The organism is Chryseobacterium jejuense, from assembly GCF_900100075.1.
GTDB classification, from domain to species: Bacteria; Bacteroidota; Bacteroidia; order Flavobacteriales; family Weeksellaceae; genus Chryseobacterium; species Chryseobacterium jejuense.
In genome coordinates this window covers 909,300-930,715 of record NZ_FNEG01000001.1, presented here as the reverse complement: position 1 = coordinate 930,715, position 21,416 = coordinate 909,300, and the positions used below count along the sequence as shown (strand labels likewise).

21 protein-coding genes are annotated in these 21,416 nt (G+C 35.1%); 17 read left to right on the top strand and 4 right to left on the bottom strand.

Features of this window, described 5'->3' with window-relative positions:
* Positions 1–287: 287 nt before the first annotated feature.
* The 6 genes from BLS98_RS04205 (at position 288) to BLS98_RS04180 (ending at position 7,017) form a co-directional block, all read left to right on the top strand.
* A complete protein-coding gene (locus BLS98_RS04205; RefSeq protein WP_089733882.1) occupies positions 288–3,281 on the top strand; it encodes a sensor histidine kinase in 2,994 nt (997 codons plus the stop codon).
* A 6-nt stretch (positions 3,282–3,287) separates the two neighbouring features.
* A complete protein-coding gene (locus BLS98_RS04200) occupies positions 3,288–3,899 on the top strand; it encodes a response regulator transcription factor (protein WP_089733880.1) in 612 nt (203 codons plus the stop codon).
* 281 nt (positions 3,900–4,180) lie between these two features.
* Positions 4,181–5,380 (top strand): MFS transporter, encoded by a 1,200-nt coding sequence (locus BLS98_RS04195; protein ID WP_089733878.1) that lies wholly within the window; start codon positions 4,181–4,183, stop codon positions 5,378–5,380.
* 192 nt (positions 5,381–5,572) lie between these two features.
* The gene (locus BLS98_RS04190; protein ID WP_089733876.1) at positions 5,573–5,986 is read left to right on the top strand and encodes a hypothetical protein; all 414 of its coding nucleotides are present in this window, start codon (positions 5,573–5,575) and stop codon (positions 5,984–5,986) included.
* Between the two features lie 241 nt (positions 5,987–6,227).
* Complete coding sequence (locus BLS98_RS04185) at positions 6,228–6,575, top strand: DoxX family protein (RefSeq protein WP_089733874.1); 348 nt, start codon at positions 6,228–6,230, stop codon at positions 6,573–6,575.
* A gap of 7 nt (positions 6,576–6,582) precedes the next feature.
* On the top strand, positions 6,583–7,017 hold the full coding sequence (locus BLS98_RS04180; protein WP_089733872.1) for a hypothetical protein: 435 nt from the start codon (positions 6,583–6,585) through the stop codon (positions 7,015–7,017).
* Positions 7,018–7,118: 101 nt separating this feature from the next.
* Here the strand turns inward: BLS98_RS04180 and BLS98_RS04175 are convergent, their stop codons facing one another.
* The 3 genes from BLS98_RS04175 to BLS98_RS04165 all read right to left on the bottom strand — a co-directional run bounded on the left by BLS98_RS04175 (position 7,119) and on the right by BLS98_RS04165 (position 10,446).
* Entirely contained in the window at positions 7,119–7,532 is a 414-nt protein-coding gene (locus BLS98_RS04175) for a hypothetical protein (protein ID WP_228425322.1), read from the bottom strand.
* Between the two features lie 739 nt (positions 7,533–8,271).
* A complete protein-coding gene (locus BLS98_RS04170) occupies positions 8,272–9,720 on the bottom strand; it encodes a helix-turn-helix domain-containing protein (protein WP_089733870.1) in 1,449 nt (482 codons plus the stop codon).
* Positions 9,721–9,993: 273 nt separating this feature from the next.
* On the bottom strand, positions 9,994–10,446 hold the full coding sequence (locus BLS98_RS04165; RefSeq protein ID WP_089733868.1) for a hypothetical protein: 453 nt from the start codon (positions 10,444–10,446) through the stop codon (positions 9,994–9,996).
* Positions 10,447–10,606: 160 nt separating this feature from the next.
* Here BLS98_RS04165 and BLS98_RS04160 point away from each other — a divergent pair, with 160 nt between their 5' ends.
* The 7 genes from BLS98_RS04160 (at position 10,607) to BLS98_RS04130 (ending at position 16,623) form a co-directional block, all read left to right on the top strand.
* Positions 10,607–11,206: a Crp/Fnr family transcriptional regulator gene (locus tag BLS98_RS04160; protein ID WP_089733866.1), complete on the top strand. Its 600-nt coding sequence runs from the start codon at positions 10,607–10,609 to the stop codon at positions 11,204–11,206.
* Between the two features lie 65 nt (positions 11,207–11,271).
* The gene (locus BLS98_RS04155; RefSeq protein ID WP_089733864.1) at positions 11,272–11,892 is read left to right on the top strand and encodes a hypothetical protein; all 621 of its coding nucleotides are present in this window, start codon (positions 11,272–11,274) and stop codon (positions 11,890–11,892) included.
* A gap of 11 nt (positions 11,893–11,903) precedes the next feature.
* Positions 11,904–12,305, top strand: a complete 402-nt coding sequence (locus BLS98_RS04150) for a DoxX family protein (protein ID WP_089733861.1) — start codon at positions 11,904–11,906, stop codon at positions 12,303–12,305.
* A 328-nt stretch (positions 12,306–12,633) separates the two neighbouring features.
* On the top strand, positions 12,634–13,542 hold the full coding sequence (locus BLS98_RS04145; protein WP_089733859.1) for a DUF6268 family outer membrane beta-barrel protein: 909 nt from the start codon (positions 12,634–12,636) through the stop codon (positions 13,540–13,542).
* Between the two features lie 35 nt (positions 13,543–13,577).
* Positions 13,578–14,645: a sensor histidine kinase gene (locus tag BLS98_RS04140; RefSeq protein ID WP_089733857.1), complete on the top strand. Its 1,068-nt coding sequence runs from the start codon at positions 13,578–13,580 to the stop codon at positions 14,643–14,645.
* Entirely contained in the window at positions 14,642–15,397 is a 756-nt protein-coding gene (locus BLS98_RS04135) for a LytR/AlgR family response regulator transcription factor (protein ID WP_089733854.1), read from the top strand. The genes BLS98_RS04140 and BLS98_RS04135 overlap by 4 nt, the downstream gene beginning before the upstream one ends.
* A 320-nt stretch (positions 15,398–15,717) precedes the next feature.
* The gene (locus BLS98_RS04130; RefSeq protein WP_089733852.1) at positions 15,718–16,623 is read left to right on the top strand and encodes a PhzF family isomerase; all 906 of its coding nucleotides are present in this window, start codon (positions 15,718–15,720) and stop codon (positions 16,621–16,623) included.
* A gap of 3 nt (positions 16,624–16,626) precedes the next feature.
* Here BLS98_RS04130 and BLS98_RS04125 read toward each other — a convergent pair whose 3' ends face one another.
* Entirely contained in the window at positions 16,627–17,493 is an 867-nt protein-coding gene (locus tag BLS98_RS04125) for a helix-turn-helix domain-containing protein (protein ID WP_089733850.1), read from the bottom strand.
* A 341-nt stretch (positions 17,494–17,834) separates the two neighbouring features.
* Between BLS98_RS04125 and moaA the strand changes: the two genes are divergently transcribed.
* From moaA to BLS98_RS04105, 4 genes are all read left to right on the top strand, one after another.
* Complete coding sequence (moaA, locus tag BLS98_RS04120; RefSeq protein WP_089733848.1) at positions 17,835–18,824, top strand: GTP 3',8-cyclase MoaA; 990 nt, start codon at positions 17,835–17,837, stop codon at positions 18,822–18,824.
* An 8-nt stretch (positions 18,825–18,832) separates the two neighbouring features.
* Positions 18,833–20,029 (top strand): molybdopterin molybdotransferase MoeA, encoded by a 1,197-nt coding sequence (locus BLS98_RS04115; protein WP_228435996.1) that lies wholly within the window; start codon positions 18,833–18,835, stop codon positions 20,027–20,029.
* A 168-nt stretch (positions 20,030–20,197) separates the two neighbouring features.
* Positions 20,198–20,674 (top strand): cyclic pyranopterin monophosphate synthase MoaC, encoded by a 477-nt coding sequence (gene moaC / locus BLS98_RS04110; protein WP_089733844.1) that lies wholly within the window; start codon positions 20,198–20,200, stop codon positions 20,672–20,674.
* On the top strand, positions 20,655–21,260 hold the full coding sequence (locus BLS98_RS04105; protein WP_089734441.1) for an NTP transferase domain-containing protein: 606 nt from the start codon (positions 20,655–20,657) through the stop codon (positions 21,258–21,260). The genes moaC and BLS98_RS04105 overlap by 20 nt, the downstream gene beginning before the upstream one ends.
* Positions 21,261–21,416 lie beyond the last annotated feature (156 nt).

Here is a 21,416-nt window from a genome sequence, read left to right as displayed (position 1 = left end):
TCAGTGTAGAAATATTACTACAAAAAAGCCGACTAATATCATTGTTATCATCAACAAATACCGACAAAACTCATGTTAAAACAAATCAAAATATGCTGATTTATCTGTATAATTTCATTATTTTTACGGCATCAAACGAAACCATTTTAACTCATTAAACACAGAGACAAAAAATTAATGACAAAAGTTTATTCCCAATCGTTCCTACCTATTAAAAAAACTTCGACTTGTACAAAAACTATTATTAACCGTTTCTTGCTTTAGCAAGAGACACATATCAGTTTTACATGAGAGTTTGGGCATTGTTTTTCACTTGCTTATATTTCAACATATACGGACAACGCTATACTTCTACCTGGTATAATATTGACAATGGACTTCCACAAAGCAGTGCAAAGGCCATTGTTAAAGATAAGTATGGCTTTATCTGGATCTCTACGGAAAACGGTCTTGTACGGTATGACGGGAGCTCCTTCATTACTTTCAACAATTTTAAAATCAACAATCTTCATTTTGGCGAATTTATTGGTGATCCTTCTCAGGACAGCATTACTGTACTTAATGATTTCCAGGAAAACAAGGTTATTATCAAAAACAGATTCCCTAAGCTGACACAGCTTCACAGGAGTGATAAAATAACCTTCACAGCAGGAAATGAATTTGTGCACAGGGTTGCAAATAATATCCTGGCCTGTAATTTTTACAATGACATCCAGTATTTTGTAAAGCTCAAAAATTCAACCTATAATTTTACTGAAAACAACCTCATCATATATAAGGACAATAAGGGGAACGAAACAAAAATATCCATTCCCTTTACTAATAAGGATCTGAACAATATGTTCGTATTCAATGAGGTTCTTTTTATTAATGACGTCAGGAATAGAAAGACGTATTCTATTGACAATGGGAAAGTATCCATTCATAATGAACAGAATCTCTTTAATGATCCCAATACGAGGATTTATTGGCAGCAAATTACCAATCAGACTTTTGCCATTAATCATAATGATATTTACATTGTAGTAGGCAACCCAAAGAAACCTTCTCTTAAATTTCTCGTAAAATACAATGAAATAGGCAGTCACTCTTATTGTTCTATGTTTTATGGGTGGAAATTCAACAAGCTTTATCTTGGAACCCTGAACAATGGCTTAAATGTTCTGAAACTGTCTGACTTCTATGTAGCCAAGAACAAGGAGGACTTCTCCAACAACGTTTACTATGCTTCCCTACCCTTCAGTAAGAATACGATTATTGCGGAAGACGGAACAGAATTCGGGAGAGATGGAATTGTGAATAAATATCCTTTTGGTAATAATGACAATTATCTGATGATGTATGACAAAGCTGGAAATATATTGATCCGGAAAAGAAGCAGTGTCATTAAGTTTTACAAAGATTCCGGTTATAAAAGGAAGGATTCTACTTTTATAAAACAAGGGTTTCAGGCTTTCTTACAGAGTGGAAATCTTTATGGAGCCTCATTTTCGGATTCATCAAAAAGTCAGCTTCAGATCTTTAAGGAAGATACGTTCACAAAACCGGACTATACTTATGAGTTTAATAGTTTTGTGAATACTTTCTTTCACTACAATGAAAAGGAGATCTTAGTGGGTAACAGTGATGGTCTGTATTCTATAGTATTGGGAAGCAAAACCATTACTCCTATTCACAAAAATATTCATGTTAAAAGCATTATCAAAACAAAAGATAATCTGATTTGGGTGATGACCAATAAGAGTGGTTTCTATCTTCTCAGGGACAAAAAGCTCATTAAAATGCCGACCGACAGAAGTAACAATCTAATGTCTGCTCATTATATTCTGGAGGATAGAAACGGGTTCTACTGGATATCTTCCAATAACGGCCTTTTCAAGGTTCCTAAGAAACAACTGCTGCAGCATGCACAGGATGGGAATAAACCTGTGTATTATTATCGTTTCACCAAAAGAGATGGGTTCCTTACCAATGAATTCAATGGCAGTTCACAACCTAACGCCTATGCATTGGAAAATGGAGACTTTGTGTTTCCATCAATGGACGGATTCGTATTTTTCAATCCGGACCGTGTTAGTACCTTCTATCCTGATCCCAATAAAATCTACATAGAAAGGGTAAGAATTGGGAATTCTGAACCTCAGTATTTCCATCACATTCTTGACCTTAAAAACAATTATAGAAGCGCAGAAGTTTTTATTGATGTTCCCTATTATTCCAATCTGGAAAACCTTTATTTAGAGGCTAAAATCTCTGGAAAGGAAAACTCAGACTGGGAACCCATCACTACCGGAAAGGAACTGAAATACACCATCAGTAATTTAGCTCCAGGCGATTATACACTGAGTGTAAGAATGCTGGTTTCACCAGAGGGAAAATTTGTACAAAAGGCTATCCGCTTCAACATCCAACCGCTTTTTTATCAGACATTACTGTTCCGCGTTACTGCTTCCATCATCATTTTGCTTGTCATTATTGTGATTGTTCAGCTGATGACTAATTTTTTGAGAATAAAAAACAGGGTATTAAAACAGATTGTTCACAATAAAAATTCGGAGTTAAAGGAAACATCCCTTAATCTTGAAGTGGTAAAAAGTGATTTACGGAAGGAAACCGAATACCAGAAGAAGCTGGTAGAGACCATCAGTCATGATATTACCACGCCTATCAGATTTATCGCAATGCTTTCGCAGAAGCTTCATGAATCTGATGATTTAGAACTTCAGAAAAAGTATTTTGACAGTATTTATAAGTCTTCGGAACAGCTTTATCAGTTTACTCTGAATTTAAAAGAATATACCGAGCTTTACAAAGCGGAAAATATTTTTGAAGAAGAAGAATATCCTGTTAACAGGATTTTGGAGATCAAGAAAAAACTCTTCTGTGAAATTGCAAAAGAAAGAGGAACAAAAATTATCAATACTGCGGAAAACAATATGTATTCTCATGTTAATGAAAGTATACTAACTGCTATCATCCACAATATCCTTGATAACGCGGTGAAAAATACCTTTGATGGAGAAATACACCTTAACGCAATCGAAATTAATCAGAAAATCACCATAATCATCTCTGATACAGGAACAGGAATGCCGGATGAACAGATTAACATGTATATGAATTTATTCAGAAATCCTAAATTGGACACTCCAAGTTTTAAAGGAAAAGGCCTTGGCCTGCACATGGTTATTCATTTGGTAAAAAAAATAAATGCTGAAATCAGTTTCAGGCATAACCAGCCTCAGGGAACCATTGTGGAATTAATGCTCAATAAAAACTAATTTACTATGAATGAAAGAATCTTAATAGCTGATGATCACTATGTAGTCAGAGCAGGTACTGCACTGGTCCTGGAAACCGGATTTCCGGAACTGAAGATAGATTTTGCAGAAAACTACGGGCAGGTAAAGAAGATGCTGGAATCTTATGATTACAGTCTTATTATTTTAGATATTGATATGCCCGGAACTCAATATAAAAAGATGATTTCTGAACTTAAAGCCATACAGAGTGATATTAAGATCCTCGTATTTTCAGGATATGACAAAGATGTAGCCATACAGTATATCCGAGAAGGTGCTGAGGGCTATCTGAACAAGCAAAGCAGTGAGGAAGAAATTAAAAATGCAGTACGAACTGTTATTGAAAAAGGTTACTTTTATCCTGCAGAGTTGATTGGACTTATCATTCAGAATAAAAAAAGCAATCCTGCTGAAAAGTTGTCGTCCCGGGAATATGAAATATTTAAGCTTTTAGCAGACGGAAACGGAAACCTTGAAATTGCTAACAGGCTCAACATTCAGATGTCAACGGTGAGTACCTACAAAAAAAGGATTTTCCAGAAGCTTGATGTAGCCAATATTGCAGAGCTAATTAAGGTGTATGAAATGATGCATTGATGGATAGGTCAGGAAGTGTGAAGCTGGAAGAGGGAGGCCATTAAGTCTTCGGAATCAATATCACCTCATTTTATGAACTGGAAAAAGCTCTTGATTTAATTTGTTCTGAGTTTTCAAATCATATGTTTACAAACTTCCAGCACCTCTTTTCCGGCTTCCCTACTCTATAATCAACTCCTATCGTAGTGATTGAGATAATGATTTTTACAATTAAAAAATAATCAGGAAATTTACAGGACCTTATTTTCTACAAAATCATTGCATTGTAACTGCAAAAAATCATGAATCCATTGGAAAAAGCAGATCAGGGAAGCCAACGTTTCCGATATATAAAACTTTGTATTTTCTTTTCCGGACTGTCGGTATTCGCACAGCTTTATCTCTTTCAGCCAATGTTGCCCATGGCTGCGGAGCATTTTAATGTATCTGTGGGAGACACCTCTCTATTGGTTTCATCATCTACAATCGGAATGGCATTGGGATTATTGTTCTTCGCTTTTAAAGCCGACAGTTATTCAAGGAAAGGTCTGATGACTTTTTCATTGGTCTCATCTGCCCTATTAACCATTATTTCAACATGGATTCCGAGTCTCAGTCTCCTGATTGCTATCGGAATTTTTAAAGGATTTGTGGTTTCCGGGGTTTCTGCAGTTGCTCTCGCCTATCTTACAGAAGAAGTAAGTGCAGCGGTCATAGGTACTGCCATCAGTATGTATCTTAGTGGAAATACTATCGGTGGAATGAGCGGAAGAATTCTGGCAACCATTTTGGCTGGAGAATTTGGCTGGCGTAATGCAGTTCTGGTGATTGGAATAGAGAGTCTGATTTTGGGTGCTATATTCTGGAAGCTTTTTCCTGAATCCAAATTTTTCAATCCACAGAAAACAGATTATCACCTTAAGGTAAAGCAAATGAAGTTTTTCCTTATCAATCCTTATATGCTTCGGTTGTATCTTATTGCAGCCCTTGTGATGGGAGTTTTTGTGAGTGTTTACAACTATCTTACCTTCAGATTGGAAGCTCAGCCATTTTCATTAAGTCATTTTATCATCGCTTTTATATTCCTCATGTATATCTTTGGAGTTTTCGGGACGATGACTGTGGGAAGACTCTCTAAAAGAATTCCGGCAAATACAATTCTTAAAGGTTCTATTCTCAGCATGCTGGTAGGCGCTTTATTATTACTATCTGAAAATCTTTATATTCTCATTTTTGGCCTTGGATTATTTACTTTTTCCTTTTTTGCGGCCCACACCATGGCCAGTCAGATGGCTGCCTTGTATGCCAAACGCGGTAAATCTTCAGCAACATCTATTTACTGGCTGTTCTATTACTTTGGATCCAGTATTCTGGGAAGTGGTACCGGCTATCTTCTTCATTCCTATTCCTGGAACGTTTTCATTGCTTTTCTGGTTATTTCTGTAGTGGCCGCCCTACTTCTGGCAACAGCCAATACTTCTCCCAAAGACAAAAAGAATTGATACTGTGTATCTCACCGGTTTAATTTTATGGAGAAAATGAAACAGTTATATTTTTTCGTTTTAACATATTCTTAATTTTTTCTATTGAAAATTTAACCTAATCTTCACGAAAACACTGCCTTACAATATAATGCGAGGCATAATATTTGATACTTATAACGCACCATATCATCCACTAAAAATCAAAATATTATGAACGTAGCAGATCTTAAAATCAAAAACTTAGTCGAGTACAAAAATCAGATTTATACGATCACTGAGATTTTTCAGAATGTAGAACAGGCTTATTTTGTTAAAATTGAAAATGACATTCACGGTATTTCGGTTCCGGCCAACGCTATCAGACCTATTAAAATAACAGAAGAATGGCTTGAGAAACTGGGGTTTTCAAAAACGTACAGTTCAGACCAAAGTATCAGATATGAAAGGCCGGAAGCTTTTATAAAATACGATATCGATCTGAGTTCCAGAAAAATACTGGAAGGATTGAAAATTTATGGTAATGCCATTAAATGTAGATATATTCATGAATTTCAGAACATTTTTTCCTGCTTATTCGGGAAAGAGCCGGCATTGCACCTCGGATACCTGAAGACAGAATCATAGTTAATATAGTTCTTAATTATTGAAAACCACAGTCTAAAAATATAAACTGTGGTTTTCTTTTTATGAAGATGAACAATTCATAATGGCAATGGGCAATGGATAATAGATAATAGATAATTTTAGATAAAGCTTACCTCATCAATATATTTTAAAATTCCGAAAAATTCACCATATATAAGTCATTCATTTCGTGCATATTTGTATTAGTTCAATGCATTAATTAATATAAAAAACACCTGACATGATTGTAAAAATTATTAATTCTATTCTCATCCTTGCTGCAGTATTTATGGGCTTTAAACAGGGAATTGCCATGTTCTCTGGAAAGCCGGAAATGACCGCTATGTTTGGAAAATGGGGCTTTGATAAAACCGGACTGATGATTAACGGAGCGGTTACCATTCTTGCTTCCATCCTGATTCTATTTCCCAAAACATTTGTCTGGGGAAACTTTTTGATGGCTGCTGGTATTTTGCTGATTATCTGTTTTCATCTTATGGATAAAGATTTTAAAGGAGTACTCATAGAGCTTCCTTTCCTTTTTCTTAATCTGCTGATTATTTATCTCCAACATCCTCTTAAAAATTAACTTTGATATGAAATATTCCAATTTTGTAATAACATTGGCTATAGGACTTTCGTGTACAGCCTGTGGCCAACAAACCGTCAAAGAAAAACAAATCTCAACATCAACTTCAAAAAAGCAACAGACCATGGATATATCAAAAATTACAGACCTTCAGGTAAAACAGGCTATAGAAGCCCTTCAGGCAGGAGATAAAAGCTGGTACAGTTTCTTCACTGAAAATCCAACTATGACTGATGATGGCAATAAGGTGGATTTTAAATCCTTTTTTGCCAATGCACTCGGCAAAGAGGTGTTCCTTAGTATAGATCGTGTTGAAAAGGATGGTAAGGAGATTCACGGGAATTTTAAAGCAGGACAATGGGGGACGTTTCCTGTATTCTTCATATTTCATAAGAATCCTGAAGGAAAGTTTGACAGGCTGGACATTGGGCAGGATAAATAAGAGAAGAGTTTCAACAATATAAAAGGCTGCCTCGCTTTGAGACAGCCTTTAAGCACATATCTAAAAATCAATTGTGCTTTAATACTAATGAAGATTGTCTTTTAGCTTTTAAAAACTACTTTGTTAGCTAGTTTTAAAGTATAAGCATTTTTATTTTTTGTCAATGTATACTGTCCTTTTTTATAAGTCACAGCTTTTTTAGAAGCAATTTTATCAAGCACTAAGCTTCCATCGGATGAAGGCAGGAACAATTCTGCTTTTTTTCCATCTTCGCTAAGAATTATTGCAGCATTAGAAGTATAGGATTTTTTATTATCTACTTCTTTCAATTGTATCTTTTGTTCAAAAACTCTTACACAGTCATTTTTTATTACTGAGAATGTATACCCTGCAGAACCTTTACAGCCATGCTTATCTTTGTCTGAACCGGCACCTTTTGGAGAAAGTTGAGCTGAAACTCCTGAAGCGAACATTACAACTGCCATTGCTGTAATAAATTGTTTTACATTTTTCATATATGTTTAATTTAATTGAATGAATTTACTTATTTTTTCTCACACTTATTTGAGTTGGAAATTAAATTTTCCTTATAATTCACCAACATTTTTTCATCTTAATTTCCCCATAATAAAGAGGGGCCGATCTTTGTGTTTTTAGAATCTTTATTATTTTTTTAGGTTTCAATTTTTTGCCCCTCCTTTGGTTTTGCAAATTTTAAAAACTTATTAAAAACAATCACAATTTTATCATACTACATTCATACCACATTTGCTGTTTACCCCCTAAATAAAGGCTTTTATAGATAAATATCTATGAAAATAATGTCTTAAAACAGGCCAACAAAAAATGAAGAGGTTTGAATCGTTTTATTTGTGAGGTCTGGTTAAAGTTAAGAGAATGGAAGCTGGAAGATTGAGGATGGAAGTTATTTTAGTCTTATAATTACTGAGCGGTACTATAAAACAGTCTTTACAATAGGAAGTATAAATATAATAGAAGCTAAAATTTACTCAACACTAAGATTTTAAGAAACTTATTCAATCATTATATAAAAAAGTATAATAAATAAAGGGTGATTTGTAGATGCTAAGTAATAAAAAACAGAAAGGAAACCCGAATTCCCATCAACATTCACCTACCACATACATACAACATTCCTTACTGCTGCCTATTGTACAGCAATTTAAAAATTACATCAATTGCTATTATTCTTTCTTTTTTTCAGAAAAAATGTTTTTTGTTTTGACTTTGGTTTTATAAAGAATCAAAGAAAATAAACAGTTCCTGTTCGGTAGGAACATTCAGTTTTTTTCGTAATCTATGCTTTTTTTGCTGCACAGATTTATGTTGAATAAACGTATATTCGGCGATTTCCTTTGAAGTGAAATTAAGCTTTATCATGGCACAAAATGTCAGTTCTGAGGCACCAAGTCTTGGATTGATCTCCAGAAGTCTCGGGCAAAACTTAGGATAAATCTCCTGAAATCTTGTCAGAAATGTAGAATCATTCTTTTTTGCCAATCCTACTAATTCATCAAAAGAATCATTAATTCGGCTTTTCAGGGACAGAGCTTCACTTTTGAATTGGTTTTTCTTTTGCCTTAATGCTCTGTTATGTCTATACAATAAGATAAAAATAACCAGTGATAAGATGGCTATAAAGCCAATATAAAAGTAAATTTTCTTCTGAAAACCATTAGATTCTTCGTCTTTATCACTTAACATATGGTCTATAGAAATATTGATGGCTTCATTCTGAATATTTTCCAGTGCTGTCTTTTCCTCTCTATACTTTTGCATGGCCTCTTCTTCTTTCTGAGGCTCATTCAGCATTCGATATGTTTTGGCTATAGATTCATAAACACCCGGAATATTATACAACCTGTTGGTTTTGCTGTAATAATCCAATGCTTTACTGTAATATTCCAACGCTGTTTTATAATCTTCCGACGCAAAATAATAGTCTCCATAAGTAAGATCCACAAATCCACTCTGAACATTCACTTTACCAGTATTGACAATTTTCCCTGAAGCTTTCTGAAGATAGATCAAAGCTGAATCTTTTCTTTTGGTGTACATTAAATGATGTTTGGCCAAAAGTGTATTCAACAGAACCCCCTGTCCATCAATCCTCTTTCCTTTCTGTAAATAGATGTATGCAGAATCTGCTTTATTCGCTTTATACAGGAAATCAGCCCTGTTGGCATAAAGCCTGTACAGGTAAAATTTCCTCTTGTCTTGGTTTGAAATATTTTTAAGATAATATAGTCCTTTCGTATTCAAATCCAAAGCACTTTTATAAAGACCAATTACCCCATTCAGCTGAGCATGTTCCTGATAAAGTCTTGCTTTTAAAACTGAACTATTAACCGTTTTAAGTTCTTTTTCAGCCAGAGAAAGATAAGACAGTCCTCTTTTATAATTCCCGATGGTTGCAGAAATATTGGAAATATTGATATAACAAAGAATAATTCCTTCTTTATAGTTTTGCTCTTCTGCCAGATTCAGATAGTCTTTATTAAGACGAACAAGGTTTTCATAATCTCCCTGAATACGGAGTGATTCTGTTTTCTTCAACAGAATACTGTCAAACTTTTGATGAGAAAATGCTCCCTGACCATAAGCTGGTCCGGCACAACACAGCAGAAATAAAAGGAGAAGATTATATGAATAAAATATTCTGTTTAATTGAGGTGGGAACATGTTTTTAGTTATTTAAAGATAATCATTGTTAAATTTCAATCATTTGAAATCTTAGCATAAACATTTGATTGCTAATAAATTCCGTTCATTTTAAGTTTTGCTATTGCATTACAAATAGTATTCCAATTTTATTGAAGAGTTTCCCTTTTAGATAAAAATCGACTACATATAACCTTATAAAAATTTAAATTAATTGAGAATTCTGTAATAAAAAGAAGTCACCTCAACCCCGAGATGACATCCGTATCTTTTAATGATGACAAAATTAGAATATTAACCATTTAATTTTTCTATTTGGCTAAACCATTCTTCATATACATCCTGCGCTGTTTTTGCCTTATCCCCGGTAAAAGTTTTATCATAGCTGAAATCACTCTTAAATTTATCGGTTTTAGGATGATATGATAGCTTCAACATAACCGGAACTTCCCGCCCATCATTTTTAAATAGTTCTTCAATACTTTTTAAAATCTGATTGCCTGTATTGAGCATCTCAAAAGCTTTTTCATGGTTGATGTCATACTGCATATCAGACACTTCATTCACTTTATGAGACTTCACCAAATACCCATTGATTTCATAAAATACTTTATAAAAATAACCGGATTCTATTAATCCAACGACATAAACAGCATCTACTTCTTCTGAATTATTATTCACAAATTCAAAACCTGTTTCAACCAGTTCTGCAAGATATTTTTGAAATTCGTTATCAAAATGATTCATATTTCAATGATTTGCAATTACATCAGTTAAGATAGCAAAATTTAAGCATTCAATCTTCAGTTTCAGTACTCATCATTCTTGACAATTGCGATAATATTTATGTAAATTTGGACATTATCTGCCTGTCAGTACACAAAGCAGGCTATTTCACAACTTCATTATGGATACAGATATTATTATTTCGCAGCTGACAGAACATTTTCAGGAAATTGTGCCTTTAAAAGAGGAAGAAATTAATATTGTGACTCAAAAACTGGAATTTATTCAGCTTAAAAAGAAAGAGTATCTGCTTCGGGAAGGACAAGTTTCAAGACATATGCGCTTTATTGCCCAAGGAAGTCTGTATGCTTATCATATTGATGAAAAAGGTAAAGAAAATATCACTCAGCTTGGTATTGAAAACTGGTGGATCAATGATCTTTACAGCTATCTAAGTGAACAGCCATCAAGAATGTTTATTCAGGCTAATGAAGATGCTACGATCGTTCAGATCAGTAAAACCAACCTTGAACTCTTATACAAAGAAATTCCTTCCATCTCCGAATTCTGGCGTCTGAAAATGCAATCTGCTTATGTTACTTTACAGGAAAGAACGTTTGAACATTCAAGAGTGGATGCCTATACCAAATACAGAAACTTTGTAACGGCTTATCGTAATATCGAACAGCGTTTTCCTCAATACATGATTGCTTCCTACCTGGGAATCACCGTAGAATACCTGAGTTATTTAAGAAAAAAACACCTGTCTGACGTTTCTTAAGATATATTAAGTTTATTCCGTTCGTGCCTGAATAATTTTGCTCTCAGAAATTTAATGAGTGCAATATGAAGGCAAAAATTATCGCCATAACAGCTCTTGCATCAGTCTCTCTAAGGCTGAATGCACAGAAACTAAATTATACCCCGGATCTTGTTTTAGGACACCGCTCCTATACCTATATGCACAACGTCAATTATTATTTTAATGATCGGCTAAAGCTCAACAATCTCACTTTATTTGATACAGAATATACCAAAGACAAGGAAAACATCTTCTTTATACGAAATACTCTTGCTTACAATCTTACCAAAAGATTCAGCGTCAATGCTGCATTAGGAATGAAAAATCCGGGAGCATTCTTCAGTGCTTTTGTACAATACAGGATCGCAAAACCTACTTATTCCCTTTCCTATTCTATCGGAACAACTTACCAAAAAGGATTTTCTCTTGAACAATCTGTATCATTTGAATACACCCCTTATCTGAAGGAGAACCTACAGGGGTATTTCAGTGTTTTAGCCATTGGGAATATAGATGATAACGGCTATCCTAGAGGGTTACAGTTTATACGTCTGGGAGTAAAACAGGATAAAATAATGTATGGAATGGCTTCCAACTTCGACCAGTTTAACAACGCAAAAAAGACCCTTGAAAACGTTGGGGCATTTGTAAAATATAATTTTTAAATAATACTATAATGAAAAAGAACATTGATTTAGGACTATTAATCAGCAGAATCGCCATTGGATTTCCCATGTCAATTTATGGAGTTAACAAATTGATCCATGGGATTGGATTTATTGAGGATATGATGACGATGCACGGTCTACCTTCCTTCTTTGCTTATGGAGTGTTTGCTGGAGAAATTATTGCTCCTGTTATGTTGATGCTGGGATTCAGAACACGTTTGGCAGGTTTAATCTTTGCAGCCAACTGCTTTACGGCAACTGTTCTTGCCCAAACGACTAATATTTTTAAACTTAATGATTTTGGGGGCTGGGCTTTGGAATTATTGGTGATCTATATGTTGGTGGGAATAAGTTTCTTCTTTGCAGGAGCCGGAAAATATGCAATTTCTACAGCTAATAAATGGGATTAGTCGGAAAGTGCTAAGACCCTAAGTTTTCTCTTTGCAATATGTTCTAAGGTGCAAGGATTTTATCTGCAATACAATTGAATACCACCTATTTTTGCCACGAATTCACGAATGATTTTATGAGTGCATTCGTGGCATTTTCAGCCTTATTTTGAGTCTTTAATTTCTTAAAAACCGATTTATTAGGAGATTTTCATTTTCACAAGCTAAAATTCATCTTAGAAAAACTACACTTCATCTATTTAATTCTACATCATATCTTTCAACACATTGAACAACAGTAAATTGAACAAATATTAAAGTTTCTTTGTGGTGTCAAAAAAAAGAAAAAATGAGAAAAAAATGGATGATTATTGCTGCACTCGCCCAAGCAGCTAATGTTTTTGCACAAATAGAATTAAGATCAGAATATCTGCCTCAGCAAAAGTACATCAATGATAACGGAGATAAAACTGAAGGTAAAAGTTCTGCAGTCACCACTACTTTTACTGCAACGGTTCCTGTAAGTATAAAGCCTTCAAACTACCAACAACCTTCCCTATGGGCTGCAACCCTTAATGCTTCCTATACCTCATTCAGTAATGATGGAATAGCAGCTGAAGCCCTCCCCAAAGAAATGGGTTCTGCAGATCTTGGGGTAATGTATATGACTCCGTTAAACGAAAAGCTTATGTTTATTGGTGGAGCTTCTGCGGGTGTCTATTCTACTCATACTGATCTGAAAAAATTAGAGATGGATCATGTTGTGGTGAATGTTTATTCTTCTTTCATATGGCAGCTTCGTCCCAAAATAAAACTTGGAGTTGCCCTTGTTGGAAATAATGCTTTTGACAAGCCTATGCTTATTCCTTTCCCGTACTTCCAATACCACAGTGAAAAAGCCCGCGGAATGGAATATCATGCGGAATTGAGTTATACTCCTAAATTTTCTGTGGGTTACAGGTTTAATGAGACATTTGCTCTGCGTATTGTGAACCGTCCCAAGTTTTTCTTTTCTCTTGCTAAGATTGACGGACAAAAGAAATACTTCGATCATCATTATGTAAGCTTAGGCATGGAACCTGAATATAGCATCAATAACTGGACAATAAGTGGGATGTTTGGTGCCAACTTTGGACGTACAGATCGCTATCGTGACAGAGAGCCTTCCAATTTTCTTAAATGGGGAAATGCAACTTTTGATCCTTCATTCTATATTTCTGCAGGGATAAAATATAACTTTGCAAAAAAGCATAAATAAGAAATACCCAACTTACTCTATAAACTGAACTTAATATGGATCTTTCTGAAATTTTCCCCAGTCAGGAAACGAAAACCAAAAGATATGTGCTTCCGCTCTATTATTTTTTGGTAACCACTCTCTATACCATATACCAAATCATTTTCTTCAATACCATTTTGAAGAGCAGCATTCTTTCAAAAAGCAGCTTATGGGATAATTTTCTGCTTCAGTTTGCCATCTTCTATCCTATTGTTCTGGTTATGACTTTTCTGGATTATCTTTTGATTAAGGTGATTAATGAGATTACTCCTCTGCACAGCAGTTTATACAGACATGCTTCGGCTCTGTTTGTAAGTAACATCCTGTTATGTGCTCTTCTCTATATCATCTTCAGCTTCATGGTTACAGAGGTAATGGATGTGGGAATTCGACAGTCGCTATCTTATAAAACAAGCCTTATTCTCAATATTACAGCCAATTTACCTATCCTTCTGGTTATTGATCTGCTGTTTTACTTCCAAGCGGAACGTAAGGCGATTAAAGTTACCGAGAAAGCTAAACGGGATATGCTGATGTATCAGTATAATGCATTAAGAGCGCAGGTGAATCCTCACTTCTTATTCAATTCTCTGAATGTTTTGTCTTCTCTCATTTATGAAAATCAGGAGCAGGCGAATAAATATACCAAAGCCTTATCACAAGTATACAGACAGGTCTTATCCGTAAGTAAAAAGCCTCTGAATACATTACAGGAGGAAATGCATTTCTTCCGGCAATATCTGTTTCTGATGGAAATAAGATTTGAAAATGGCTTTAAAATAGAAATTGAACCTATTGAGCATTGGGAACACCGCAAATTGGTAGCTTTCAGTTTTCAGCTTCTTCTGGAAAATGCTTTTAAACACAATGTAAGCTCTGCTGCCAATCCTTTATTAATCTATATTTCTGTGAATGAAAATGGAATATCTTTTAGAAATAGAATATTTTTACGCAATGATATCACTAAAGGAGAAGGCATTGGTTTATCTTTTCTGAATACCCAATACGACCGTTATCATAAAAAACTCAGAATAATTGAAGAAGAGAATGATTTTATTGTAAAAATACCTTTCGTAGAATGAAAAAATATTTAATTGTTGAAGATGAGCGCCTGGCTTTTTCTGAATTGAAACGAATGGTAGACCATCTTCGTCCCGATTATCAGTTATTGGGAAGAACAGAAAGTGTACTGGAATCTGTTGAGTTTCTACAGGAACACCAACCTGATTTTATTTTGATGGATATCAGTTTATCAGATGGCAGCTGTTTTGAAATTTTTAACCCTATTAAAGTGGAAGTTCCCATTATTTTTACAACAGCTTATGATGAATATGCAATACAAGCTTTTAAAGTCAACAGTATAGATTATCTGTTGAAACCTATTTCTGAAGAAGATCTGGAACGTGCCCTCATCAAACTTGAAAACCTGCATTTTGACAAAGAACAAAAAGAAATAGGCATCCGAATGGTGGAGTCTTCCCTCATGAAAAAGATAAAAAACAGATTTCTTGTTCATTCCCGTGACGGATATCTCTATGTGGAATCCAGAAACATCGCCTACTTCTACAGTGAAGAGAAAGTAGTAATGCTCCATACTTTTGATAATAAAAGATATATTATTAATTACACACTGGATCAGCTGGAAGGACAGCTTACAGAGGATGCATTCTTCAGAATTTCCCGAAACTGCATTGCCAATATTAAAGCGATTAAAGGAATAAAAAAGGCTGTCAACAGCAGATTAGCCATTGAATTTGAACCGGAATGTCCTCATGAAATTATTGTGAGCCGTGTAAGAGTTCAGAACTTCCTAGAATGGCTTAATGATGATTAAATAAATGCCACTACTGCACGAATAATTTGAATGTACAGGAAATAAATTAGCACATAAGCAATAAAAAATTCGTGCATTCGTGGCAATTAATATATTCTTGCAGATGATACAGATTTCGAAGATCTTATAAAATAATTTGGCTATGCAGCATTCAATTTTATCGAAGATAAAATCCTAGCGCCTTGTTAAAGCATAATACAGGTAAAAAAATTGCGTCTTTGCGTTTTCCAACAAAATGATTTTATTCCTGTATTAGTGGGCAAAAACAAACAAGATCATTTCATTTATACTTATCTTTATCCTGAATTTAATAAGTTATAATGAAGGAAGTAATCGTGTATCAAATTGATTCTTTTACAAAGGAAAAATTTAAAGGAAATCCTGCCGGCGTTGTACTCAACGCTGAGAAGCTGACAGCAGATGAGATGCAGCTTATTGCAAGGGAACTCAACAATTCAGAAACAGCATTTGTTTTTAAACCTGACCAGAAGGACAATTTTGATTATCACGTACGCTACTTCACTCCAACTATAGAGGTTCCTATTTGCGGACATGCCACCATTGGAGCACTTTATGCCAAAGCTATAGAAGACCAGCTAGATTCCTGTACCATTAAAATTAATACTCAGGTTGGAGTTTTACCTATTGACATTCTAAAAGTAGATGATGATTATCAAATCACAATGACTCAGGGAAGTTTTAATCTGGAACCTGCTTTTGAGCCATCAATACAACAAAGAATTGTGGATGCCTTGGACTTAAAAAAGGAAGATCTGAATGAAAAATGCCCCATCCAGATTGCTTCTACAGGCCATTCTAAAGTGATGATTGGCATTAACAGCAGAACATTACTCAATCATTTGAATCCGGATTTTGGAGCTCTTGCCCATCTCAGTAAAGAAATCAAATGTAATGGGTATTTTGTATTTACTTTTGACTCTGATGATAAAGATATTTTAACATACGGAAGAATGTTTGCTCCGGCCATCGGTATTCAGGAAGATCCTGTTACGGGCAATGCCAATGGACCTTTAGGGGGTTATCTTATTCAGAATAAAATTGTAAAAGTTACTGATGAAACTTTTGAATTTATCGGAAGACAAGGAGAAACCATCAATCGAATCGGGCAAATAAAGATTGAAGTCACCATAAAAAATCATATTCCTGAAATCATCAGAATTACGGGGAATGCTGTTAATGTATTCCGTACCGTGATGCATGTTTGATGCTTATTCTGAATCTGGTTTAGCCTCTTCCAATTTTTTCCTGTAATTTTTAGGAGTAGATCCTGTTTTCACCCTGAATAAATAAGAAAAGTGAGAAAAGTTCTGAAATCCCAGTTCAAAAGCTATTTCTTTAATGGATTTATCTGAACTGTGAAGTAGATTTTTAGCTTCAAGAATAATTCTTTCTTTAATAAACTCAAGAGGTGAAATTTTATATTGTTTTCTACAGATCACTCCCAGATAATTAGGAGTAATGCATAGCTCATCTGCATAAAAAGCGACATTCTTTTGCGTTTTATAAAATTTGTCCACCAGCATATGAAAACGAAAAGGAAGATTGTCGGGTGTGCTGAGTGCTTTATTGCCATAAGCATGCTCTACCCATAAGTTGATAATAAGCGCTAAAAGCCTTACTCTTGCATTGATAAGTTCCGGAAATACAACATCGGCAGCAATTTCTTTCCTGATCGCATTAAATTCAAGACTGAATCTGTGATAGGTTTCCTCATCAGGCTCTATCATCTCATATTTGCTGTAAGAAGAAAAAGTGAATTTAAGGGTCGGAGAAAAGGTCTTAAGAATTTCATCATTAATAATCAATCTTCTTCCAACCGTATGGGGAGCCAGTTCCCATTTGTATTCTCTTTTAGGAAGATGGATGAATAATTGCTGGGCTTTTAGACCATATTGATTCAGACCGGTTGTACATTTTCCGCCTTCACACTGATCCAGTAAGATAATGGTAAAACAGTTATCAGGAAAAAAGTTAAGTGAATCACCACTGATCTCATCCTGAAAAACAACGTCAATTCCTTTGTTAAACACTTCCTCTACTGATTTTTTATTAATCAACTCTTTATCTATTATCATACTAATCTTTTCAATACTAATTTATGAAAATCCCTCATATATCGTTTTCTTTGACTAGACAATATATTTTTATTTCCTGTTGTTTTTAGCGGCGTGCAAAGATACATTCTTCTTCTCCTTTCAGAAATATCAGAAACCGTGATAAGAATATCGTATTTTCACACCATTTACTCTGAATAAGAATATAAAAAAGGCATAAAACCAGACTCTATCCCTCTATATATCTTACTTTTAAGACATGACATCTGCTTTTTTTTGCTCTTACTTTTCAACAAGTATATTTTTAGTTTATCGTTAAAACAATAAGTATATTTGTGTAAGGATCTTGTTCCTATACTCAAATGTTAACAGACAAATTCGGAAGACATATCAACTATCTAAGGCTCGCCGTTGTGGACAGATGCAACCTTCGGTGTACTTATTGTATGCCGGAAAACGGACTTCCATGGATTAAACAGAATGATCTGATGACTGATGAGGAAATGCTCAGAATATGTTCTGTTTTTACAGATCTTGGCGTAGATAAAATTAGAATCACAGGCGGTGAACCTTTTGTCAGAAAAAACTGTATCAGCCTTATTGAAAAAATATCACAGCTTCATGGGCTTACCGACATCAGCTTAACCACCAATGGACTTCTTACTGAACAATACATTCCACAGCTTAAAGCATTTGGTGTAAAATCTGTTAACCTCAGTCTTGATACACTGGATGAAGATCGTTTCTTTACAATCACCCGCCGTAAAAGCTTTGATAAAGTGATGAAAACATTAGATAGTTTGTTGAACCACCAGATCAAAGTAAAAATCAATACTGTTGTGATGGAGAATCAAAACATTGAAGATATTATTCCTTTGGTTGAGCTTACAAAAAATCTTCCGGTGGATGTGCGTTTTATTGAAGAAATGCCCTTCAATGGAAATAATAATGCTGATATAGTTCCGAAGTGGAATTATCCGCAAATTTATAATCATATCAGAGGTCATTTTTCGCAAATAGAAAAGATGGCAGATCCTAAAAGTTCTACCTCATACAACTACAAAATCCCCGGTTTTACAGGAAACATCGGCATTATTGCGGCGTATACACGTTCTTTCTGTGGAGATTGTAACAGAATACGCATCACTCCTTCCGGAATGTTAAGAACCTGCTTGTATGAAGGCGGCGGAATCAATTTAAAAGATATGACTCGTTCAGGAGTCACCGATAACGAATTAAAAAATATAATAATCAACAGTATACATCATAAACCCAAAGACGGATGGGAAGCTGAAAAACAGAGTCTTAACGCTTCATCTATTCATCAGTCGATGGCCACAATCGGAGGATAACTATGGAAATGATTACCGTACAACAGGCAGAAGACATTATACTTTCCCAAACGCAAGATTTTGGAATAGAAGATATTGCTTATGAGCATGCTTTAGGAAGAGTTTTAGCAGAAGATCTTACTGCAGACCGGGATTTACCTCCTTTTGACCGGCCTACTGTAGATGGAATTGCCATCCGCTATGCTGCTTATGAAAAAGGGAGTCGTTCCTTCCCTGTAAAAGCGATACAATCTGCTGGAGAAGCCTCAATACCTATTGATTCGGAAACCGAATGTATAGAAATTATGACCGGTGCAGCTTTAGATCATTCAGTAGATACCGTTATCCGATATGAGGATATCTCAATAGATAATGGAATGGCAAATGTTAGTATTGACATAAAAAAAGGACAGAATATTCATTTGAAAGGCAGAGATAAAAAAGAGGGAAACATCTTAGTACAAGCCAATCAGATTATTAGTCCAGCTATCATTGGAATAGCTTCTTCCGTTGGAAAAACCACTATTGCAGTAAAAAAGCTGCCTAAGATCATCATCATTTCTACGGGAGATGAAATGGTAAGTCCGGAATCTATTCCTTCTCCCTATCAGTTAAGACGTTCAAACGGGATCACTATAAAGTCTGCTTTGAAAAAATATCATCTTGAAGCAGATATCCTTCATCTCAATGATGATTATGAAGAAATTAAAAAAGAAATTTCCCGCTGCATTCATGAATATGATGTTCTTTTGATCAGCGGAGGAGTATCTATGGGGAAATTTGATTATCTGCCTCAAGTTTGTGAAGAACTGGGAATAGAAAAGCTTTTTCACAAAATAAAACAAAGACCGGGAAAGCCTTTCTGGTTTGGTAAAAATCAGCACCAAAAATTGGTTTTTGCATTTCCAGGAAATCCAGTTTCGGTATTTATGTGTCTGCATCGGTATTTTATTCCATGGTTGGAAAAGTCGCTGGAAATACAAGGCAATTCGCCTCAATTTGCAGTGTTACAGAATGATATTGAAGTTCCTTTTGCCCTTCAGTATTTTGTTCAGGTAAAACTGGGAACCAATCAACTGGGACAGCTCACTGCTGAATCGGTTCATACAAACGGATCCGGAGATTTTTCTCATCTTGCGGATACGAATGCTTTTATGGAGCTTCCTTTGGAGCAGAATAGCTTCAAAAAAGGAGAAGTATACAGAGTATGGAAGTATAATGATTAAAATAACGTATAAAATGCCACGAATGCACGAATAAAATTAATTAGCTTCTAAAAACTATGCGGTTATTTTTTACCACATAGACATATAAATTGTAATGCAAAAAGTGTTTAAACACATTTGTGCATTGGTGGTTAATAAAAATTCATTTCTGTGGTTTAAAAGAATAATATGTCAGAGTTTACCCATCTTAATAAAAACGGACAGCCAGCTATTGTAGATGTTGGCGGAAAGAAGGTAACGCATCGAAAAGCCGTTGCCCAAGCTATTATTTCTCTACCTGAAAATGTATTGAAAGCCCTACAACAAGACGATTTCAAAACAAAAAAAGGTTCTGTCTTCCAGATTGCGATTATTGCAGGAATTATGGGGGCTAAAAAAACAAGTGAACTCATTCCTCTTTGTCATCCCATCGGACTTGATAACTGTAATTTACAGATAGAGCTGAATGATCAAAACGAAATTGTCATCGAATGCACAGCTAGCATAGAAGCCAAAACCGGAGTAGAAATGGAAGCGCTTACCGGAGCTTCCGTGGCAGCACTCACTATTTATGATATGTGCAAAGCATTGAGTCATGATATTGTTATCAAAGAAATTAAATTAATAGAAAAATCAGGTGGAAAAAATGATTTCAGAAGAGCTTAATACAATTCCCAAAATCAATGGTCTTGTTCTCGCTGGCGGGAAAAGCGTAAGAATGGGAAAAGCTAAAGACCTTCTTCAATGGCATGGAAAGGAACAGCGCTATTTTGCAGCAGATCTTCTGGCTCCGTTTTGTGATGAGGTTTTCATTTCCTGCAGACAGGATCAGTTAGAGAACTTTAATCCTGATTACAAAGCCCTTACCGACACTTTCCTGAATATGGGGCCTTTTGGAGGAATTCTTTCGGCATTGCGGTCTCAAAGAGATAAAGCATGGTTAGTAGTCGCCTGTGATCTTCCTCTACTCGATCCAAAATCTCTGGAGTTCTTAGTACACTCAAGAGATCCGGAAAAAGCTGCTACCACTTATGAAAGTCCTTTTGATGGATTGCCTGAACCTTTAATTACGATTTGGGAGCCTAAAAGTTATCCTTTGCTGCTTAATTTCCTTGGAATCGGGAATACTTGTCCGCGAAAGGTTTTAATCAATAGTGATACATTGATTTTAAAACCGGATAACCCGGATGCTTTAATGAATGTGAATACGCCTGAAGATGCTGAGAAAGCACAACAAATCCTAAAAAGCTGATATCTTTGGCCACGAATGCACGAATAAATATTTCATCATGGCTCGTCAAAAAAATATGTATTATAACTTAGATACATAGGCTATAATTGAAAACAAACCTTTGATTATCATTGCGGACAAAGCGAAGTAATCTCAGTTTCTAAGATTACTGTGTTG